This is a genomic window from Paenibacillus tepidiphilus, from assembly GCF_008635795.1.
GTDB classification, from domain to species: domain Bacteria; phylum Bacillota; class Bacilli; order Paenibacillales; family Paenibacillaceae; genus Paenibacillus_AQ; species Paenibacillus_AQ tepidiphilus.
On the sequence record NZ_VWRQ01000016.1, the window covers coordinates 39849 to 56653 of the forward strand.

Consider the following 16805-nt stretch of genomic DNA (forward strand, 5'->3'; position numbering starts at 1 on the left):
GTGTGGGCGTTCCGGCAAGCAGCTGCGAACAATATGTGTCTTTTCAGAAAATATGGGTATTGACTAACCGTGTGAGGAATCATATAATGTGTCTAAACATTTAACGAAACATACTTACATCGGCAATGAAGAGGACGAAGTTTTAAGGGCTCTTTTGACCAGAGAGTGCGAGGGCATGCTGAAACCTCCACCATAATCCCTTATATACGAGCTCACCTCGGAGCTGTTTCCCTGAAAGGTCCACCGGCAAGAGTGATGGAATTATTAGGGGGAATCGTGTAGTCCGCGTTACGGACTTCAGGTATAAAGATTTGGGCCCTGCCTACATCGATGGATTTTTGTACCTGATAAGGCGTTGTATCGCGAGATACAACGCAAACATGGGTGGTACCACGGAAGATCAACCTTTCGTCCCTCACGCGCTGTCATTTTCTGCGCGTGGGTGGCGGAAGGTTTTTTTGTTGTTATGTCGCTTGAGCTTTGTATAGAAACTCAGGATAAGCCTTAGGATAAAAGCCGGCCCGTCATTTGCATAATGGATGTTAACCAGCGAAGGGAGGAATACTGATGAGCGCGCCAAATTCAGAAGTGCGGTCTACAGAAGAGTTACGTGAGAAATGGAAGAATCCCGAGGTGATTACCGGGTCGGAGATTCTGCTGCGCAGTCTGGTGCTGGAAGGTGTGGATACTGTATTCGGCTATCCCGGCGGAGCGGTGCTTTACATTTACGATGCGCTCCACAGCTTTACCGATTTCAAGCATATCCTGACCAGACATGAGCAGGGAGCGATTCATGCCGCAGACGGTTACGCCAGAGCAAGCGGTAAGCCGGGTGTATGTATCGCGACATCGGGTCCGGGGGCCACGAATCTGGTCACGGGAATCGCCACGGCATTTATGGATTCCGTGCCGCTGGTAGTCATCACCGGCAATGTCTTCTCCAGCCTGATCGGCACCGATGCCTTCCAGGAAGCAGACATCACCGGAATCACCATGCCGATTACGAAGCACAGCTATCTGGTTCGCGATGTCGAGGATCTGCCGCGCATCATTCATGAGGCGTTCCACATTGCCAATACCGGCCGTAAGGGACCGGTACTGATCGATATTCCGAAGGATGTATCGGCAGCCAAAACCTTGTTCTCCCCACCGCAGCATCAGGGTGTGAACCTGCGCGGCTACAACCCGCGCACCGTTCCGAACAAGCTGCAGCTCGACAAGCTGATCCGCGCCATCAATGCGGCAGAGCGGCCGATCATTATCGCCGGCGGCGGCGTTATCTACTCCGGAGCGCATGAAGAAATGTTCGAATTCGTGAAGCGTACGGAAATTCCGATTACGACAACCTTGCTGGGACTGGGCTGTTTCCCGAGCGGCCACGAGCTGTGGATGGGCATGCCGGGGATGCACGGCACCTACACTGCCAACAATGCTATTCAGCAATGCGACCTGCTTATCAATATCGGAGCACGCTTCGACGACCGGGTGACCGGGAAGCTGGACGGCTTCGCACCGAAGGCCAAGATCGTCCATATCGACATTGATCCGGCGGAAATCGGCAAGAATGTCACACCTGACATTCCGATTGTCGGAGATGTGAAGACAGTGCTGGAAATGCTTCTTCCCGATTTGACCCGCGCGGCGAACGCCGATGCCTGGAGAACGCAAATCGCCCAGTGGAAGCTTGACTATCCGCTGCGGTACAATGATTCTACGGAGGAACTCAAGCCGCAATGGGTCATTGAAATGATTAACGATACCACCAAGGGTGAAGCGATTGTGACAACGGATGTCGGGCAGCACCAGATGTGGGCGGCCCAATATTACAAGTTCAATCATCCGCGCTCCTGGATCACCTCCGGAGGCCTGGGCACAATGGGCTTCGGTTTCCCTTCGGCGATCGGCGCACAGATGGCTGAACCCGAGCGGCTGGTAGTCTCCATTAACGGCGACGGTGGTATGCAGATGTGCTCCCAGGAGCTGGCCATTTGCGCCATACACAATATTCCAGTTAAGATTGTGGTCATCAATAATCAAGTGCTCGGCATGGTCCGGCAGTGGCAGAATTTGATCTACGAGAAGCGTTACAGCTATACGGATCTGGCGGGAAGTCCTGATTTCGTCAAGCTGGCTGAAGCCTACGGCGTCAAGGGCCTGCGGGCGACGAACAAGGAAGAGGCCGGTGCAGTGTGGAAGGAAGCGCTGGAGACCCCTGGTCCTGTTCTGGTAGAATTCGTCGTTAACAAAGATGAGAATGTCTACCCGATGGTAACGCAGGGCTCGACGATTGATCAAATGCTTATGGGGGATGAATGACCGTGATGAGACATACGATTTCCGTGCTTGTGAATGACCAGCCCGGTGTGCTGCAGCGGGTGGCAGGCCTGTTCGGCCGCCGCGGCTTTAATATCGAGAGCATTACCGTCGGGCAGTCCGAGGAAACCGGGCTGTCGCGGATGGTCATCGTGACACTGGGCGACCAGCACACACTGGAGCAGATTGAGAAGCAGCTCTATAAGCTGATCGACGTCATCAAAGTCGTAGATCTTGGTGCCAAGCCGATGGTGGCCCGTGAGCTTGCCTTGATCAAGGTCAAGGCCGACCCGGCGGAGCGCCCGGAGATTATGGGCGTTGTGGAAACCTTCCGCGCTTCGGTGGTCGATATCGGTTCAACCAGCCTGCTGGTGCAGGTCGTAGGCGATACGACCAAGATCGACGCCATGATCGAACTGCTGAAGCCGTACGGAATTAAAGAGCTGTCACGTACTGGAGTAACGGCAATGATCCGCGGCAATGCCTGATTGTTATAATTTACAGCTTTAACGAATTGCTGCTTGTTTGCTTTAATTCATTTAAGGTATATTTTATACCCCGCTAAAGGGCGGGGGCTTGAGAAGCACAGCCAGCAGCTTGCTTTTGAAGCACCCGCTCTTTACGATGGGTCCAAATTAAAGGAGGATATTGACAATGGCAGTTACAACGTACTATGAACAGGATGCAGAGCTCAGCGTATTAAAAGGTAAGACAATTGCGGTAATCGGGTACGGCAGCCAGGGACATGCCCAGGCGCAAAACCTGCGCGACAGCGGTCTTCAGGTCATTATCGGCTTGCGCGAAGGCAAATCCTTTGAAACTGCCAAGAACGACGGCTTTGAAGTGCTGCCGGTCGCCGAAGCGGTATCCCGCGCGGATGTAGTGCAAATCCTGATGCCAGACGAAACACAGGCCTCCGTATATAAGAACGAGATCGAACCGAACCTCAAAAGCGGCGCAGCGCTGATGTTCTCCCACGGCTTTAACGTACACTTCGGCCAGATTGTCGCTCCTAAGGATGCCGACGTGCTGCTGGTGGCTCCGAAGTCGCCGGGCCACATGGTACGCCGTACTTATGTAGAAGGCTTCGGCGTTCCCGGTCTGATTGCCATCGAGCAAGATGCAACGGGCAATGCCAAAGCGATCGGACTCGCTTATGCAAAAGGTATCGGCTGTACACGCGCCGGGGTTATCGAAACCTCCTTCCGTGAAGAAACCGAAACCGACCTGTTCGGCGAACAGGCTGTACTGTGCGGCGGGGTATCGGCATTGATCAAAGCCGGCTTTGAGACCCTGACTGAAGCAGGCTATGCTCCGGAGATGGCATACTTCGAGTGTCTGCATGAGCTGAAGCTGATCGTGGACCTGATCTATGAAGGAGGTCTGGCCACAATGCGCGATTCGATCAGCAACACTGCTGAATACGGCGACTACGTTACCGGCCCGCGTGTTGTAACTGACGAAACGAAGAAAGCAATGAAAGCTGTACTCAGCGATATCCAGCAGGGCAAATTTGCCCGTGACTTTATCCTTGAGAACCAGTCCGGACGCGCCTTCCTGACAGCAACCCGCCGCAACGAAGCCGCTCATCCGATTGAAGTGGTTGGCAGTCAATTGCGTGAAATGATGCACTGGAGCAAGAAGTAGGCTCATATACTTAAGCTACAGGCTTTATATTGATGACTCTGGATGCGGCCGCGGCAACGCGGGCCGCATTTAGGGTTTAAGCACAACTTTAGGAGGTGCTCGGGAATGCGCAAGATTTATGTGTTCGATACGACGCTGCGTGACGGGGAGCAATCGCCGGGCGTCAATCTGAACACCCGCGAGAAAGTGGAAATCGCCTATCAGCTCGAGAAGCTGGGCATTGACCGGATGGAAGCCGGCTTTCCGGCGGCTTCGCCCGGTGACTTGGCCTCAGTCAATGCGGTGGCGCGGGCGGTTAAGAATGTGACCGTCATCGGCTTGTCCCGCTCCAGAGAAAGTGATATTGATGCGGTTCGGGAAGCGCTGCAGGGAGCTGCCGATCCATGCATCCATCTCTTCCTGGCGACTTCACCGATTCACCGCCAGTATAAGCTGCGGATGGAGAAGGCGCAGGTGCTGGAAACGGCACAGGCCGCGATCCGCTATGCCAAGAAATATTTTGCGAAGCTGGAATTCTCGCTGGAGGATGCGGGACGTACAGAACGCGATTTTCTGGCCGAGATGGTGGCGATGGCTATCCGTGAAGGGGCGAATGTAGTGAATATCCCCGATACGGTGGGTTACCTGAATCCGGCGGAATACGGTGCGATATTCAAGTTCGTCAAAGAAACCGTACCGGATATTGAGAAGGTCCAGCTCAGCGCCCACTGTCACAACGACCTGGGCATGGCCACCGCCAATACGCTGGCCGCAATTCAGAACGGCGCCGATCAGATTGAAGGCACCATTAACGGTATTGGGGAACGCGCCGGCAACACGGCGATTGAAGAGGTGGCGATGGCTCTGGAGACGCGCAGCGAATTCTTCGGCGCGAAGACCTCGCTCGTCCTTTCGGAAATTTCCCGTACCAGCCGTCTGGTCAGCAAGCTGACCGGGATGGTCGTTCCGGGCAATAAGGCAATCGTCGGCGCCAATGCGTTTGCGCATGAGTCGGGAATCCACCAGGATGGCATGCTGAAAGAGAAGACGACCTATGAGATTATGACTCCCGAGACGATTGGTCTTAAGGAAAGCAAGCTGGTGCTCGGCAAGCATTCCGGCCGTCACGCCTTCCGCGACAAGCTCGCCGATCTTGGCTATGAGCTTGACGAAGAAGAGCTGAATGAAGCGTTCAGCCGGTTCAAGGAGCTGGCGGACAAGAAGAAGGAAGTATCCGATGAGGATATTCTGGCGCTGCTTGAGGCGAAGCTGATCGATACGCCGGAGGTCTTCAGCCTGAAGACCATTTTTGTTACTTATGGCAATGAGGCCACACCAACGGCCAAGGTAGTCATCAACGGGCCGCAGCCGGAACCGATTGTGGCAGAAGCAGAAGGCAATGGCTCGGTCGACGCGATTTATAATGCGATTGATAGAGCGACCGGAGAGGAAGTTACGCTGGGCGATTACTCCATCCAGGCGGTCAGCCGCGGTAAGGATGCTCAGGGCGAAGTCCATGTTGTACTTTCGCAGGGCGAGGTTGCTGCGCAAGGACGCGGTCTGAGCACGGACATACTGGAGGCCAGTGCAAGAGCTTATCTGGATGCGCTCAACAAGCTGCTGGAGAAGCGCAAGACCTATACACGGCGCGCGCATGCGCAGATGTAGCTGTCAGCAGACGGCAGCAGCCGGGGCACGGAGAAATCCGCTGCTCCGGCTGCTTTTTTGTGCCTGGATTTGTTACGATAGGTGTACATCGTGAAACAGGTGAAAAATATTTTTCAAAATCTGCAGGGGGGCAGATCGGTCCGGCGTCTAACGTAATGTAACTGAAGGAGGGGAGCACACTGGAAGAGGCAGAATGGATTGCCGCCGTGCTGGATGGCCAGCGTCAGGCTTTTGGACATCTGGTCAACCGTTATCAAGGCATGGTCTATAGAGTATGTTTCAAAATTACGGGCGAAGCCGAATCGGCCAAGGATATGGCCCAGGAGGTATTCATCAAAGCCTACAAGGCGCTCCCTTCCTTCAGAGGACAGTCCTCCTTCTCCACCTGGCTGTACCGGATTGCCTATCGGACCTGTCTTGACTGGAAACGGGCCAATGACAGGGAATGGCGGCACCGTACAGCGGCCGACTATACGGAGAACGATGTTGTCTCACCGCATACGCCTGAACAGGAGACGCTCCGTAAGGAGACCTCGCAGGAATTGGACCGGAATTTGAACAATCTCGCAGAGCCGTACCGGTCGGTTGTGCAGTTGTATTATTTTCAGCACCATTCCTATCAGGAGATTGCAGAGCAAAAAGGAATTTCAGTCAAAACGGTGGAATCCCAGCTTTACAGGGCCAGACAAATGATGCGTAAACTCGGGGAGGAATGGCGATGAAATGTGCAACAGTACAAGAATGGATGCCGCATTATATTGACGGCCAGTTGTCTCCGGATTTGGAGATGCAGCTCCGTCTGCACATCGACACCTGCCCGGCATGCGCACAGTGGCTGGAAGAGACCATGGAGCTGGCGTCCATCTGGGAGGGGAAGGGCAGTGCTTTTGCAGAGCAGGGCCTGCCGGAATACCCCGATATAACAAACACGGTCATGTCGGAAATTGAGCGGCTGGAGAATGACCGCAGAGAACGCAGCCTGCCGCAGACGGCGGTCAGACGGCGTACTGCTCCGCGCACAGCCTGGATGCATTACTGTCTGGCAGTCGGCTTAACCCTGATACTGGTGCAGCTTGGTATTTTCGAGAACTTTGCCTATGGCATCAGCGAGATCAACGGCCACATGTCCAGCTCGGTCAGCGCATGGCTTTCTAACACACCACCAACAGACAAATAAGCGAAACTTCCGCAAAACAAAGCGTATGCTTCCGAAGCCAGTTTTGCTGCAATGTGAATTCAAAGAAGCGAAATTTTTCGCAAAACAAAGCGTATGCTTCCGAAGCCAGTTTTGCTGCAATGTGAATTCAAAGAAGCGAAATTTTTCGCAAAACTTTTAGGAGGATAAATATGATCAAGAAAAAACGCTGGCTTACCTTTTTCCTGGCCTGGATTCCGGGCCTCGGGCACATGTATCTTGGCTTAAAAAAGCTGGGCCTCCAGTATATGATCGGAGCCATACTGTGCATCATCTTCATCCCTTCCATGCCGACGATATTTCCGTTTGCCCTGGCTGCGCTCTGGTTCTACCAGTTGTTCGATGCGCTGCAGAAGGCTGCCTGGATGAAGCTGCAGGCAGAGGAGCATGAACGGATGATGTTTCATCCCGATGCTTATGGCGCGCCTTGGAGCATGGGAGTTCCGCCAATGCCCGCTTATCCCCAGGACGAGGTCAGCCCAGTCTGGGTAGGCATCGGCTGCGTGATTGCCGGCTTCCTGCTGATGGTGATCAATGTTTTTCCATGGCTGTGGCGCGTGCTCGTTGATATGAACATCGGGACGATTCTGCTGGCGCTGGCTCTGATCGGCTACGGGTTCAGATTGCTGCGGAATAATACAAAAGTTTAGGGAAATGGGGAATGGACGGATGGGGAGATGGAAGGTTGGCAGCTTCACTGCCGCACTTGGCTGCATTGCGGTAGGTGTACTTGTGGTGCTGGCCCAGTTCGATTACGTATCCTACGATCTGCTGGGCTACCTGTGGCCCGGGCTGCTGATTCTGTTCGGAGTGGAGATGCTGCTGCGGCTGCTGATTAAATCGGAGACCAGGACCCGTGTCAGTGCCTGGGCGATCATCCTGATCATAGTACTGGTGCTGGCCAGCGGAGGCCAAACACTGCTTGCCGGGGGTTCTCTGGCAGGAATTCTCGGCAATTCGCATCTCGTGCCTGTGCAGGGAACTGTGGATAATCTGAACGGCATCCAGACGGTGAAAATAGATTTGCCAAACGGCAAGGTCAAGGTTACCGGGGGAGACGGCAACACCCTGGATTACGAGGGTAAGCTGGAACTAACCGGTGACTCCGAAGAAGAGGCCGCCGGCAGACTGGCTCACGAGTGGCGGGTCGTTGCCGAAGGCGATACCCTGACAATGGAGCAAGAGGGAGACAATAACTGGCTGTCGAATATTCACTTTGGCATTACGACGAAGTCGCCGTATCTGGAGATTACGCTGCCGCGTAATCTGGCCGTTGAGATTGAAACCAGTGACGGTACCATTGAAGCATGGAATCTGGATTCCGGCCTGAAGGCGGACACCAGCAACGGAAAGCTGGATATCCACGACATCGCCGGAGGAGTAGAAGCGCATACCAGCAATGGTACGATGACGGTGCAGAATGTGCAGGGCGAGGTCGACATCAGGAGCTCCAACGGCGTCATTGAGGTGGACAATATTGACGGACCGCTTGCAGCCAAAAGCAGCAACGGCCGGATCACGGTTAACTCAGCGGTAACCGGGAGCTGGAAGCTCTCTACAAGCAACGGTAAAATAACGGTCAGCCTTCCGGCCGTGGCCGATGCGAAGATTGAAGCGGGGACCAGCAACGGTTCGCTTAAGGGCAATATCGGCTGGAGCTACAATGGTGACGGCAAGGATGACGGAACAGCCACACTGGGCGATGGTACCCATGAGGTGAAGCTGTCCACCAGCAACGGATCGATAACGGTGGATACCGCCGAATAACAGGCAAGGAGCCGCTTTGCGCATAACCCCATGCGCAAAGCGGCTCCTGTTATGTTCCAGTATTTATTTAGGGAGAACCGCTTACCAGGCGTATGCTTTCGGAGCGGCACCGCCCGGTCCGGGGAAGATTTCGTCCAGCCGCTTCAGCACGGACTCGTCGAGCACGATTTCCAGGCTGCGCAGTGCGCTTTCGAACTGCTCCAGCGTACGAGGACCTATAATCGGTGCGGTTACCGCCGGATTGGCAATCAGCCAGGCAAGGGCGATGTTGTCCTGCGGTTCGCCCAGCTCACGGCTGAGCTCGGCGAAGGCTTCAAGCTGGGCCTTGTGCTGCTCGATACGCTCCGCGTTGCCGCCGCTGCGCGAGCCTTCAATTTTCTTGAGGGCATTGCGGCCGAGCAGTCCGCCGTCCAGCGGGCTCCAGGGAATTACACCCAGACCGAGGCTTTGCGCCGCGGGGAGCACTTCAAGCTCCGGCAGACGGCAAGTCAGGCTGTACTTGTGTTGCTCCGATACCAGGCCGAGGAACCCGCGGGCTTTGGCTTCCAGTTGGGCCACGGCGATATCCCAGCCGGCGAAGTTGCTGGAGCCGACATAGCCGATCTTGCCTTGGCTGACCGCCAGCTCAAAAGCTCCCCACAGCTCGTCCCAGGAAACATTGCGGTCAATATGATGCATCTGGTACAGCTCAATATGGTCGGTCTGCAGACGCTGCAGCGAGCCTTCCAAATGGCGGCGGATAATATAAGAGGACAGGCCTGCCTCATCGTTGGGGCCGTCCAGTTTGTCGCTCATTGCTCCGTAGACTTTGGTGGCGAGCACGGTCTTCTCGCGCCGCCCGCCGCCCTGCTTGAACCAGCGGCCGATAATCGTCTCTGTGAGGCCGGAATTCTCGCCCCAGCCGTAAATGTTTGCGGTATCAAAAAAATTGATGCCGGCATCCAGCGCGGCGTCCATAATGCGGAAAGCTTCCTTCTCGTCCGTAATCGGACCGAAATTCATGGTGCCCAGACACAGGCGGCTGACCTTCAGACCCGATTTGCCAAGCTTTGTAAACTGCACTGCGCAATCACTCCTCGCTTCATATGGATGATGACCAACAAGCTGTATACTTATTTATTGTAAACAACCTGCAAATCAAGAGCAAATCTAACCTATAGGCAATACCTATCACTTCCATAGAATCTATATCTTTGTCCTTTGGCCGGGCTTGTGATACAACAGTATACAGAAGAACTATGCCTGCTAATCCAGCTGTTAAGACAGCAAAACTAATGGGGAGTGACTAACATGAGCGAAGTGAAAAAGATCGCCGTTATTGCCGGGGACGGAATTGGACCTGAAGTGGTGGCCGAAGCGGAAAAAGTACTGAAAAAGACAGAGGAAGTGTTCGGCTACAAGTTTGAAACGGAGCATGCCCTTTTCGGCGGAATCGCCATTGATGAGCGGGGAACACCGCTGCCGGAAGATACACTCCGTATTTGCCGCAGTGCCGATGCCGTGCTGCTCGGCGCCGTCGGGGGTCCAAAGTGGGACAACAATCCGAAGGAGCTGCGTCCGGAGACCGGACTCCTTGGCATCCGCAAAGCGCTGGGCCTGTTCTCCAATCTGCGTCCAGCCGTTGTATTCGATTGTTTGAAGGATGCGTCCACACTGAAGCCGGAAGTGCTGGAAGGCACAGACCTGATGGTGGTGCGTGAATTGACAGGCGGCATCTATTTCGGGGATAAGCTGCGCCGGCAGGGAGAGCAGGGCGAAGAAGCGGTAGATACCTGTGTATATAATGTAGTGGAAGTGGAGCGTATTGTACGCCAGGCTTTTGAAATTGCCGGCAAACGCCGCAACAAGCTTGCCAGTGTAGACAAAGCCAATGTGCTGGAAACCTCCCGTCTCTGGCGTGAGGTCGTTAACCGGGTAGCCCCGGAATATCCGCAGGTGGAGCTGGAGCATGTGCTGGTCGACAACTGCGCGATGCAGCTGCTGCGCCGTCCGTCCAGCTTCGATGTCATTGTGACCGAGAATATGTTCGGCGACATTCTGAGCGATGAAGCAGCGATGCTGACCGGCTCCATCGGCATGCTGGCCTCGGCGTCGCTGGGCGAAGGCAGCTATGGCCTGTACGAACCGGTACACGGCTCCGCTCCCGATATCGCCGGCCAGGGCCTGGCTAACCCGATCGCTACGATCCTGTCCCTGGCGCTCATGTTCCGCCTGACGTTTGGCTACGAAGAGGCTGCATCCGCCATTGAAGCCGCTGTGGCTGAGGTTCTCGATGCCGGACACCGTACTGGCGATATTGCCGTAGACAAGAGCCAAGCGATCAGCACCTCCGCTATGGGCGATCTGATTGTAGCTGCAATCCGTAAAGCATAATTTAAACCTAATCCTCCTGAATTGAAGCGGAAAAGCCTAAATCTTCACAAAAACTTACTTAATTTATAATTATTATAATTAAGTAATAAGTGCAATATTGACTTTAGATTTGCGGGGTGCTACCATTTTGTCAACAGCTGGTAGACATGCTTATATGATCCTTGTTACAGGAAGAGCATACACTTTGCTTGGCGTGCATGTGATGGTTTTGGCTTTACATATTCATAAGGAGGATTGTTTGGATGGCGGAACGTTTGGTAGGCAAGCAGGCCCCGGATTTCTCCATGGAGGTTATAACCGGCAACGGCCAGGAATTTGGCCGCAGAAGCTTGTCCGACTATCGCGGTAAATGGCTGGTCTTATTCTTTTATCCTCTGGATTTCACTTATGTATGTCCTACGGAGATTACCGCACTCAGCGACTCGGCTGCCGAGTTCGCAGAGCTGGATACCGAGATCCTTGGCGTCAGCGTCGATTCAGTGCACAGCCATAAGGCCTGGATCAGCCTGCCGAAGGATATGAACGGTCTTGGCCCGGTGAATTTTCCGTTGGCATCGGATATTACGAAGAAGGTAGCCAGCGATTATGGGGTACTGATCGAAGAAGAGGGTGTGGCCCTGCGGGGACTGTTCATTATCGATCCCGATGGGGAACTGAAGTATGAGGTTGTTAACCATAATGATATCGGACGAAGCGTTGATGAGACGCTGCGTGTACTGCAAGCTTTGCAATCCGGCGGGCTGTGTGCCATGAACTGGCAACCGGGAGACAGAAACCTGTAATTACATTTGTCTTCGCCCGAGTTCTTTGATAGACTAATGAAACCTCCTTCCGGGTAAATAACGGCGAGGGGGTTTTTTGCACCAAACTGCCGGGAGTTATCCTAAAGCTGAATTTGGGTGCGTGAAGTCTGCATAAGGCTATGGGAATAAGGAATCTCTGTGGCGCAATTGTAATACAATAATAAGAAAACAAGTGTCTACACTTCAGGGAGGGTGAACGTTAATGAGCTTTTGCTGTGGAGCGAGTATGGTTGGAACTAAGGGAACCCTAAAGCATTATCGCACGCAAGTCCATAATGTTCCCCTGCTGTTTTGTCCGGTATGCCACCGGGTGGAGGTCCATTATAAGGTAGAGAACGAGTATGAGATTCTCGCGGAATATGCTCATGGCGACGGTGTGACGGATGTGGATTTTCAGGACTACGTGATGGAGGATGACGAAGCCATTTTCGAGAACGTTGTGAATCTGGAAAGCGAGGATCCGCTGGCTATTGTACGCAGCCAGATCGACCTTTCCCTGGACTTGCTGGCCGTGGCCAAGCAAATCGGGGATACCAAATGGGAACGCGAGCTGAAGAAACGGCTCGCCGTAATGAGCCAGCGCCGTCTTCGTCTCCAGCAAAAAGCATAGGGCAGCGGGGCTGGCAAGATGAAGTACAAACGAATAAATTGCTCCTGAAGGAAGCCTTCGCAGCTGCGGGGGCTTTTTTCTATGGTGCAATTTTTTGCTCTGTAACAATCTGAAACAAATCCCGAGATGACGGGATTTTTACAGGTTTTTTCATGACTGGGTAGTCAATTTTTGCAGGTGTTTCAAGCCCATCAATATGACATGATATTTAATGTGTCTTAAGAATCATTTTTATCAATAATTTTGCTATTCGACAGTTTCTCCGATTGCGTTGTCTTCTCCTCTTGGATATGATTGGAATATAGATGAAACGGTTGGATTAAATAATACGATCTCCGAATGTTCTGGCGGCTTCGTCATATACTCAAATACATAGTAATTTGATGTCGCTTAAGTGTCTGAGTCCAATAGCGGTAAAGGGGGAACATCGTATCGTGATCAGCCAATATCAGGAAAGCCTGCTTCTGCCGGAAAGAATGTTTCATTCTGGGTCCATGGATACTACATATGAGGATGTGCTACAGCACATTGACAGCGGAATTATGCTTTTTGATGAGGACGGCATTCTTACATTTGTCAACAGGCAGATGTACGGGATGCTTGAACTGACGCGCCATTCCTTACTTGGCTGCACCATGGCCAATCTGTTATCGAACCTCCAATTGGGCCGTTTCAAGAAGAAGCACCTGCTGCGCAGCTACCGTGAATTGGTGCTCAAAGGAAAGCAGAGCTATGAGTTTATGGATGAATACGGCCGTTACTGGCGTATTTCCTTGTTCTGCGGAGAGCAGATGAGAGGCAATTATTTGTTTACGGTGAAGGAGATTTCCGATTTTAAGCTGATTGAACAGACCGCCTACCAGAACGACAGTCTGGCTATGCTCGGCAAGCTGTCCGCATCCATCGCCCATGAAATCCGCAATCCGCTGACGGCGATCCGCGGCTTTATCCAACTGCTGAACCCCTACCTCCACCAGCTTGGCAAGGAAGAATATGCCAAGATTATCCTTGCTGAAATTGACCGGGCTAACGATATTATTCATGAGTTTCTGTCTTCTTCCAAGCCGTCGGTTCCCCAAGTAGCCATGATCCCTATCTCTGCATTGTTGAAAGAGGTTGTACTGCTCGCCGAAAGTGAAGCATTGATGAAGGGCACCCAGATCAATCTTCACCCGCTTCATGAAGATATGATGATTTCCGGCGATATTAAGCAAATGAAGCAAGTGGTGCTGAATATGATCCGCAATGCAATGGAAGCGATCTCGGAGCGCGTCGACGATCTGTCCGGGCGTATCGAAATCGGGGCCCGGCGGGAAGGAGCGGAAGTCCGCATCTTCATTTCGGATAATGGAAAAGGTATGGATATCTGCACGTTGGACAGGTTGTTTAAGCCATTCTTCACAACGAAGGAGAATGGAACAGGACTCGGTCTGTCGGTCAGTGACCGGATTATCAAGAATCATGGAGGCTGCATATCGGTAAGCAGCCGGCTGAATGAGGGCACCCGATTTATCATTACGCTCCCGCTGATCCAATAAGGGCGGCAGACAGTTATAAAGCCTGAGCTCTCCGCATCCCGCGGAGAGCTCAGGCTTTATTGCTGCGGGTAGAACCCGGCAGGACGGGCTACAGGGTGCTACCGGACTTTTTGGCTTTGACCTGATTGGTGAAGGACTGCACACTGTTAATAAGCTTATCGCGTGTTCCTTTGTTCTTGAGTAAATAGGCGGCACCCAGGGCTACAGTGGTAAACAAAGTCTTCTTGGTATTCATGTAAAATCCCTCCTAGATGAGTTTGCTTGCTGTAGTTGCTTACAACAAACATACCCGCTCCAGAGGGATTTAAACCTTGCGAATTATATCCATTTATACCTTTAAGCCTGCAGATTGTTGTCGGAGGCTCCGGTGCTGCAGCAGGAAAGCGGCGAGTCAAGCGAAGCTGCAGCACAGCTTTTGCTCTTGTCGCAGCCGGCGCAGGCGCCTTCCTTACCCTTCTGCACGTGGCGGTAAATCATCCAGCCGGAATAACCGAACACAGCCCCTACAATGATGATATTCACAAGCATTGCCAATCCCCGCTTTCATAATAGATATCCCGTTCAGCAGAACTTACGACCAGCCGAGCAAGCGTCCACCCTGGAAAATAAGCAGGGAGACGATGTAGGCAAGCACCAGGGAATAACCCATGGAGAAGAGCGTCCATTTCCAGGAGGCGGTTTCTTTCTTAATGACACCCACCGTGGCCAGGCAAGGGATATAGAGCAGGATAAAGGCCATAAAGCTGATGGAGCTTAATGGAGTAAACACCTGGGAAATTTGACTCTCCAGGCCCGCAGCATCCGGAGCATGGTAAATGATGTTCATGGTCGAGACGACCACCTCTTTAGCCAGGAAGCCGGGGACCAGTGTAGAGCCGGCCTGCCATGTTCCAAAGCCTAGCGGTGCAAGCAGCGGAGCGATCAGTCCGCCGAATTTGGCCAGGAAGCTGTCGTCCATGGCGACGTCCAGACCGCCGGGACCGGCGTAGGTCATCAGCCAGATAATTACCGAGCCGGCGAGAATAATGGTTCCTGCCTTACGCAGGAAGCCTTTGCTCTTCTCCCAGGTGCTGCGGCCAAGCGTCTTGAACTGCGGCATCCGGTACGGAGGCAATTCGATGATAAAGACGGAAGACTCATTCTTAAACAGATGCTTGGAGAACAATTTGCAGAGAATAAGCGCAAACACAACACCGAGCACATACATGGACAGTACTGCCACGGCCTGCCGCTGCGGGAAGAACACGGCGGCGAACAGCAGATATACCGGGAGACGCGCCGAGCAGGACATCAGCGGCAGCAGCAAGGTGGTCAGCATCCGGTCTTTAGGCTGCTCGATACTCCGCGCGGCCATTATCGCCGGAACGTTACACCCGAAGCCGATGATGAACGGTATAAACGCCTTGCCGTTCAGTCCCATCCGCTCCATTGTGCTGTCCATCAGCAGGCAGACACGCGCCATATAACCGGAATCCTCCAGGAAGGAGATCATCAGGAACAGAATAAAGATCTGCGGAACGAAGACCAGTACTCCGCCGACACCGCCAATAATGCCGTCGATAATGAGTGCATGCGTGAAGCCGGAAGCGCCGATCGTATTCAGCAGGGAGTTCGCGCCGTCACTGAGCGGTCCGGCAATAAACCCGTCGAGTAAATCGGATAAGGGTGCACCGACCCATTCGAAGGTTGTCTTAAACATGACGTACATAAAGAAGATGAACAGCGGAAGCCCCAGGTAGCGGTGGGTCAGGACCGCATCCAGCCGCTCTGTTAAATTATGCGGCTTAAGCGAAGAGGTATCGATGGCCGCCTGACACAGCGAACGGATGTAATCCATGCGTGTGGAGCGGATCCATTGCGGGAGTGTCAGGGCAAGCTTGCGGCTCTGCAAGGCACTCTGGCAGTTGTCGCAGATCACAAGCAGCCGGCTGGTATCCATCCGCTTGCTCAGCAGCTCCAGCACAACCGGATTCTGTTCCATCAGCTGCAGCGCCAGCCAGCGGTGATTGGGCAAGCCCTGCACAGAACGGAGCTCCTTCTCAATGGAAGCAATGGCTTCCTCGGTCAACTCGCCGTAATCAAGCTTGAAGTTCACCGCCGGGATGTCCGAGGTCTGCTGCAGCACGCTCAGCACCTGAGCGCTGCCCTTGCCGGTTCTGGCTACCAGCGGCAAGACCTTGATGCCGAGCCGGGACTCCAGCGCCTCCGGGCTGACGTGAATGCCGCGCGCATTCGCCACATCGACCATATTAAGGCCTAGCAGCATCGGCTTGCCGTATTCGAGAAGCTGCAGGGTGAGCAGCAGGTTCCGTTCGAGCTGGGAAGCATCGACGATATTGATCAGCGCCTCAGGCGTCTCCTCGACCAGATACTGGGCGGCGACCCCTTCATCACGGGAGAGGGGATGCAGCGAGTAGATACCGGGCAGGTCAATCAGCTTGCCGGCGCCGTTCTTGAGACTGCCGACCTTCTTCTCGACCGTTACGCCCGCCCAATTCCCCACATATTCATAGGAAGAGGTTAATGTGTTAAATAACGAGGTCTTTCCGGTATTGGGGTTGCCGACAAGTGCAATGGAGCTCATGACACCTGCACCTCGATCCGTGAAGCTTCCTTCCGGCGGATGGCGAAGAGCTGGCCGTTGCATTCCAGGGTGATAGGACCAAGGAACGGGCCTTTTCCTTTCAAACGGACCACAACGCCTTCGGATACTCCCAGATCGGCCAGGCGGCGCCGCAAAATGGGGTTCATTCCTTCTATCTTGGAAATGGAGCAGCTTGAGCCCGGCTTTAGATGCAGCAAGGAGCAGGAAGTGGAAGCCATATGATTATCCCTCCGAAAGAGACTGAGAATCAATCTCAATAGTTTCTTGTAATGTAGCATTTTTCACAGGGCTCTTCCGTGATCTTTGT

Annotated in this window: 17 protein-coding genes; 12 read left to right on the forward strand and 5 right to left on the reverse strand. The window is 53.5% G+C overall.

Going from position 1 to position 16805, the window contains the following annotated elements:
- The first annotated feature begins 567 nt into the window (after positions 1-567).
- From ilvB to F1379_RS19740, 8 genes are all read left to right on the forward strand, one after another.
- Positions 568-2316 (forward strand): biosynthetic-type acetolactate synthase large subunit, encoded by a 1749-nt coding sequence (gene ilvB / locus F1379_RS19705; RefSeq protein WP_150272991.1) that lies wholly within the window; start codon positions 568-570, stop codon positions 2314-2316.
- Entirely contained in the window at positions 2313-2801 is a 489-nt protein-coding gene (gene ilvN, locus F1379_RS19710) for an acetolactate synthase small subunit (RefSeq protein ID WP_150272993.1), read from the forward strand. The genes ilvB and ilvN overlap by 4 nt, the downstream gene beginning before the upstream one ends.
- Before the next feature lie 166 nt (positions 2802-2967).
- Positions 2968-3960 (forward strand): ketol-acid reductoisomerase, encoded by a 993-nt coding sequence (gene ilvC, locus F1379_RS19715; protein WP_150272995.1) that lies wholly within the window; start codon positions 2968-2970, stop codon positions 3958-3960.
- A 105-nt stretch (positions 3961-4065) separates the two neighbouring features.
- Complete coding sequence (locus F1379_RS19720) at positions 4066-5607, forward strand: 2-isopropylmalate synthase (RefSeq protein ID WP_150272997.1); 1542 nt, start codon at positions 4066-4068, stop codon at positions 5605-5607.
- A 197-nt stretch (positions 5608-5804) separates the two neighbouring features.
- The gene (locus F1379_RS19725) at positions 5805-6329 is read left to right on the forward strand and encodes an RNA polymerase sigma factor (RefSeq protein ID WP_275262607.1); all 525 of its coding nucleotides are present in this window, start codon (positions 5805-5807) and stop codon (positions 6327-6329) included.
- The gene (locus F1379_RS19730; protein WP_162551220.1) at positions 6326-6784 is read left to right on the forward strand and encodes a zf-HC2 domain-containing protein; all 459 of its coding nucleotides are present in this window, start codon (positions 6326-6328) and stop codon (positions 6782-6784) included. Before F1379_RS19725 ends, F1379_RS19730 begins: the two co-directional genes overlap by 4 nt.
- Positions 6785-6954: 170 nt before the next feature.
- The gene (locus F1379_RS19735; RefSeq protein WP_150273004.1) at positions 6955-7452 is read left to right on the forward strand and encodes a hypothetical protein; all 498 of its coding nucleotides are present in this window, start codon (positions 6955-6957) and stop codon (positions 7450-7452) included.
- 19 nt (positions 7453-7471) lie between these two features.
- The gene (locus F1379_RS19740; protein ID WP_162551221.1) at positions 7472-8569 is read left to right on the forward strand and encodes a DUF4097 family beta strand repeat-containing protein; all 1098 of its coding nucleotides are present in this window, start codon (positions 7472-7474) and stop codon (positions 8567-8569) included.
- 81 nt (positions 8570-8650) lie between these two features.
- Here the strand turns inward: F1379_RS19740 and F1379_RS19745 are convergent, their stop codons facing one another.
- Positions 8651-9631 carry an aldo/keto reductase gene (locus tag F1379_RS19745; RefSeq protein ID WP_150273009.1) on the reverse strand — a complete coding sequence of 327 codons (981 nt, stop codon included), beginning with the start codon at positions 9629-9631 and terminating at the stop codon, positions 8651-8653.
- Between the two features lie 228 nt (positions 9632-9859).
- On the opposite strand from F1379_RS19745, the gene leuB reads away from it, so the two are divergent.
- The 4 genes from leuB (at position 9860) to F1379_RS19765 (ending at position 13893) form a co-directional block, all read left to right on the forward strand.
- On the forward strand, positions 9860-10942 hold the full coding sequence (gene leuB, locus F1379_RS19750) for a 3-isopropylmalate dehydrogenase (RefSeq protein WP_150273011.1): 1083 nt from the start codon (positions 9860-9862) through the stop codon (positions 10940-10942).
- A gap of 242 nt (positions 10943-11184) precedes the next feature.
- The gene (locus F1379_RS19755) at positions 11185-11724 is read left to right on the forward strand and encodes a peroxiredoxin (RefSeq protein WP_150273014.1); all 540 of its coding nucleotides are present in this window, start codon (positions 11185-11187) and stop codon (positions 11722-11724) included.
- A 223-nt stretch (positions 11725-11947) separates the two neighbouring features.
- Positions 11948-12355: a hypothetical protein gene (locus F1379_RS19760; RefSeq protein WP_150273016.1), complete on the forward strand. Its 408-nt coding sequence runs from the start codon at positions 11948-11950 to the stop codon at positions 12353-12355.
- Between the two features lie 434 nt (positions 12356-12789).
- Positions 12790-13893, forward strand: a complete 1104-nt coding sequence (locus F1379_RS19765; protein WP_150273019.1) for an ATP-binding protein — start codon at positions 12790-12792, stop codon at positions 13891-13893.
- An 88-nt stretch (positions 13894-13981) separates the two neighbouring features.
- On the opposite strand, the gene F1379_RS30045 is transcribed toward F1379_RS19765, so the two are convergent.
- From F1379_RS30045 to F1379_RS19780, 4 genes are all read right to left on the reverse strand, one after another.
- Entirely contained in the window at positions 13982-14128 is a 147-nt protein-coding gene (locus F1379_RS30045; protein WP_203457139.1) for a hypothetical protein, read from the reverse strand.
- A gap of 101 nt (positions 14129-14229) precedes the next feature.
- Positions 14230-14421: a FeoB-associated Cys-rich membrane protein gene (locus F1379_RS19770; protein ID WP_150273022.1), complete on the reverse strand. Its 192-nt coding sequence runs from the start codon at positions 14419-14421 to the stop codon at positions 14230-14232.
- Between the two features lie 43 nt (positions 14422-14464).
- Positions 14465-16477, reverse strand: a complete 2013-nt coding sequence (feoB, locus tag F1379_RS19775) for a ferrous iron transport protein B (protein WP_150273024.1) — start codon at positions 16475-16477, stop codon at positions 14465-14467.
- On the reverse strand, positions 16474-16716 hold the full coding sequence (locus F1379_RS19780) for a FeoA family protein (RefSeq protein WP_239004744.1): 243 nt from the start codon (positions 16714-16716) through the stop codon (positions 16474-16476). Before F1379_RS19780 ends, feoB begins: the two co-directional genes overlap by 4 nt.
- Positions 16717-16805 lie beyond the last annotated feature (89 nt).

Bases quoted from the DNA above. Each gene is read 5' to 3' on its own strand.
- F1379_RS19740 (WP_162551221.1), top strand. From the start codon at position 7,472: ATGGGGAGATGGAAGGTTGGCAGCTTCACTGCCGCACTTGGCTGCATT.
- feoB (WP_150273024.1), bottom strand. From the start codon at position 16,477: ATGAGCTCCATTGCACTTGTCGGCAACCCCAATACCGGAAAGACCTCG.
- F1379_RS19770 (WP_150273022.1), bottom strand. From the start codon at position 14,421: ATGCTTGTGAATATCATCATTGTAGGGGCTGTGTTCGGTTATTCCGGC.
- F1379_RS19720 (WP_150272997.1), top strand. From the start codon at position 4,066: ATGCGCAAGATTTATGTGTTCGATACGACGCTGCGTGACGGGGAGCAA.
- F1379_RS19730 (WP_162551220.1), top strand. From the start codon at position 6,326: ATGAAATGTGCAACAGTACAAGAATGGATGCCGCATTATATTGACGGC.
- F1379_RS19735 (WP_150273004.1), top strand. From the start codon at position 6,955: ATGATCAAGAAAAAACGCTGGCTTACCTTTTTCCTGGCCTGGATTCCG.
- F1379_RS30045 (WP_203457139.1), bottom strand. From the start codon at position 14,128: ATGAATACCAAGAAGACTTTGTTTACCACTGTAGCCCTGGGTGCCGCC.
- F1379_RS19760 (WP_150273016.1), top strand. From the start codon at position 11,948: ATGAGCTTTTGCTGTGGAGCGAGTATGGTTGGAACTAAGGGAACCCTA.
- ilvB (WP_150272991.1), top strand. From the start codon at position 568: ATGAGCGCGCCAAATTCAGAAGTGCGGTCTACAGAAGAGTTACGTGAG.
- ilvN (WP_150272993.1), top strand. From the start codon at position 2,313: ATGACCGTGATGAGACATACGATTTCCGTGCTTGTGAATGACCAGCCC.
- ilvC (WP_150272995.1), top strand. From the start codon at position 2,968: ATGGCAGTTACAACGTACTATGAACAGGATGCAGAGCTCAGCGTATTA.
- F1379_RS19755 (WP_150273014.1), top strand. From the start codon at position 11,185: ATGGCGGAACGTTTGGTAGGCAAGCAGGCCCCGGATTTCTCCATGGAG.
- F1379_RS19780 (WP_239004744.1), bottom strand. From the start codon at position 16,716: ATGGCTTCCACTTCCTGCTCCTTGCTGCATCTAAAGCCGGGCTCAAGC.
- leuB (WP_150273011.1), top strand. From the start codon at position 9,860: ATGAGCGAAGTGAAAAAGATCGCCGTTATTGCCGGGGACGGAATTGGA.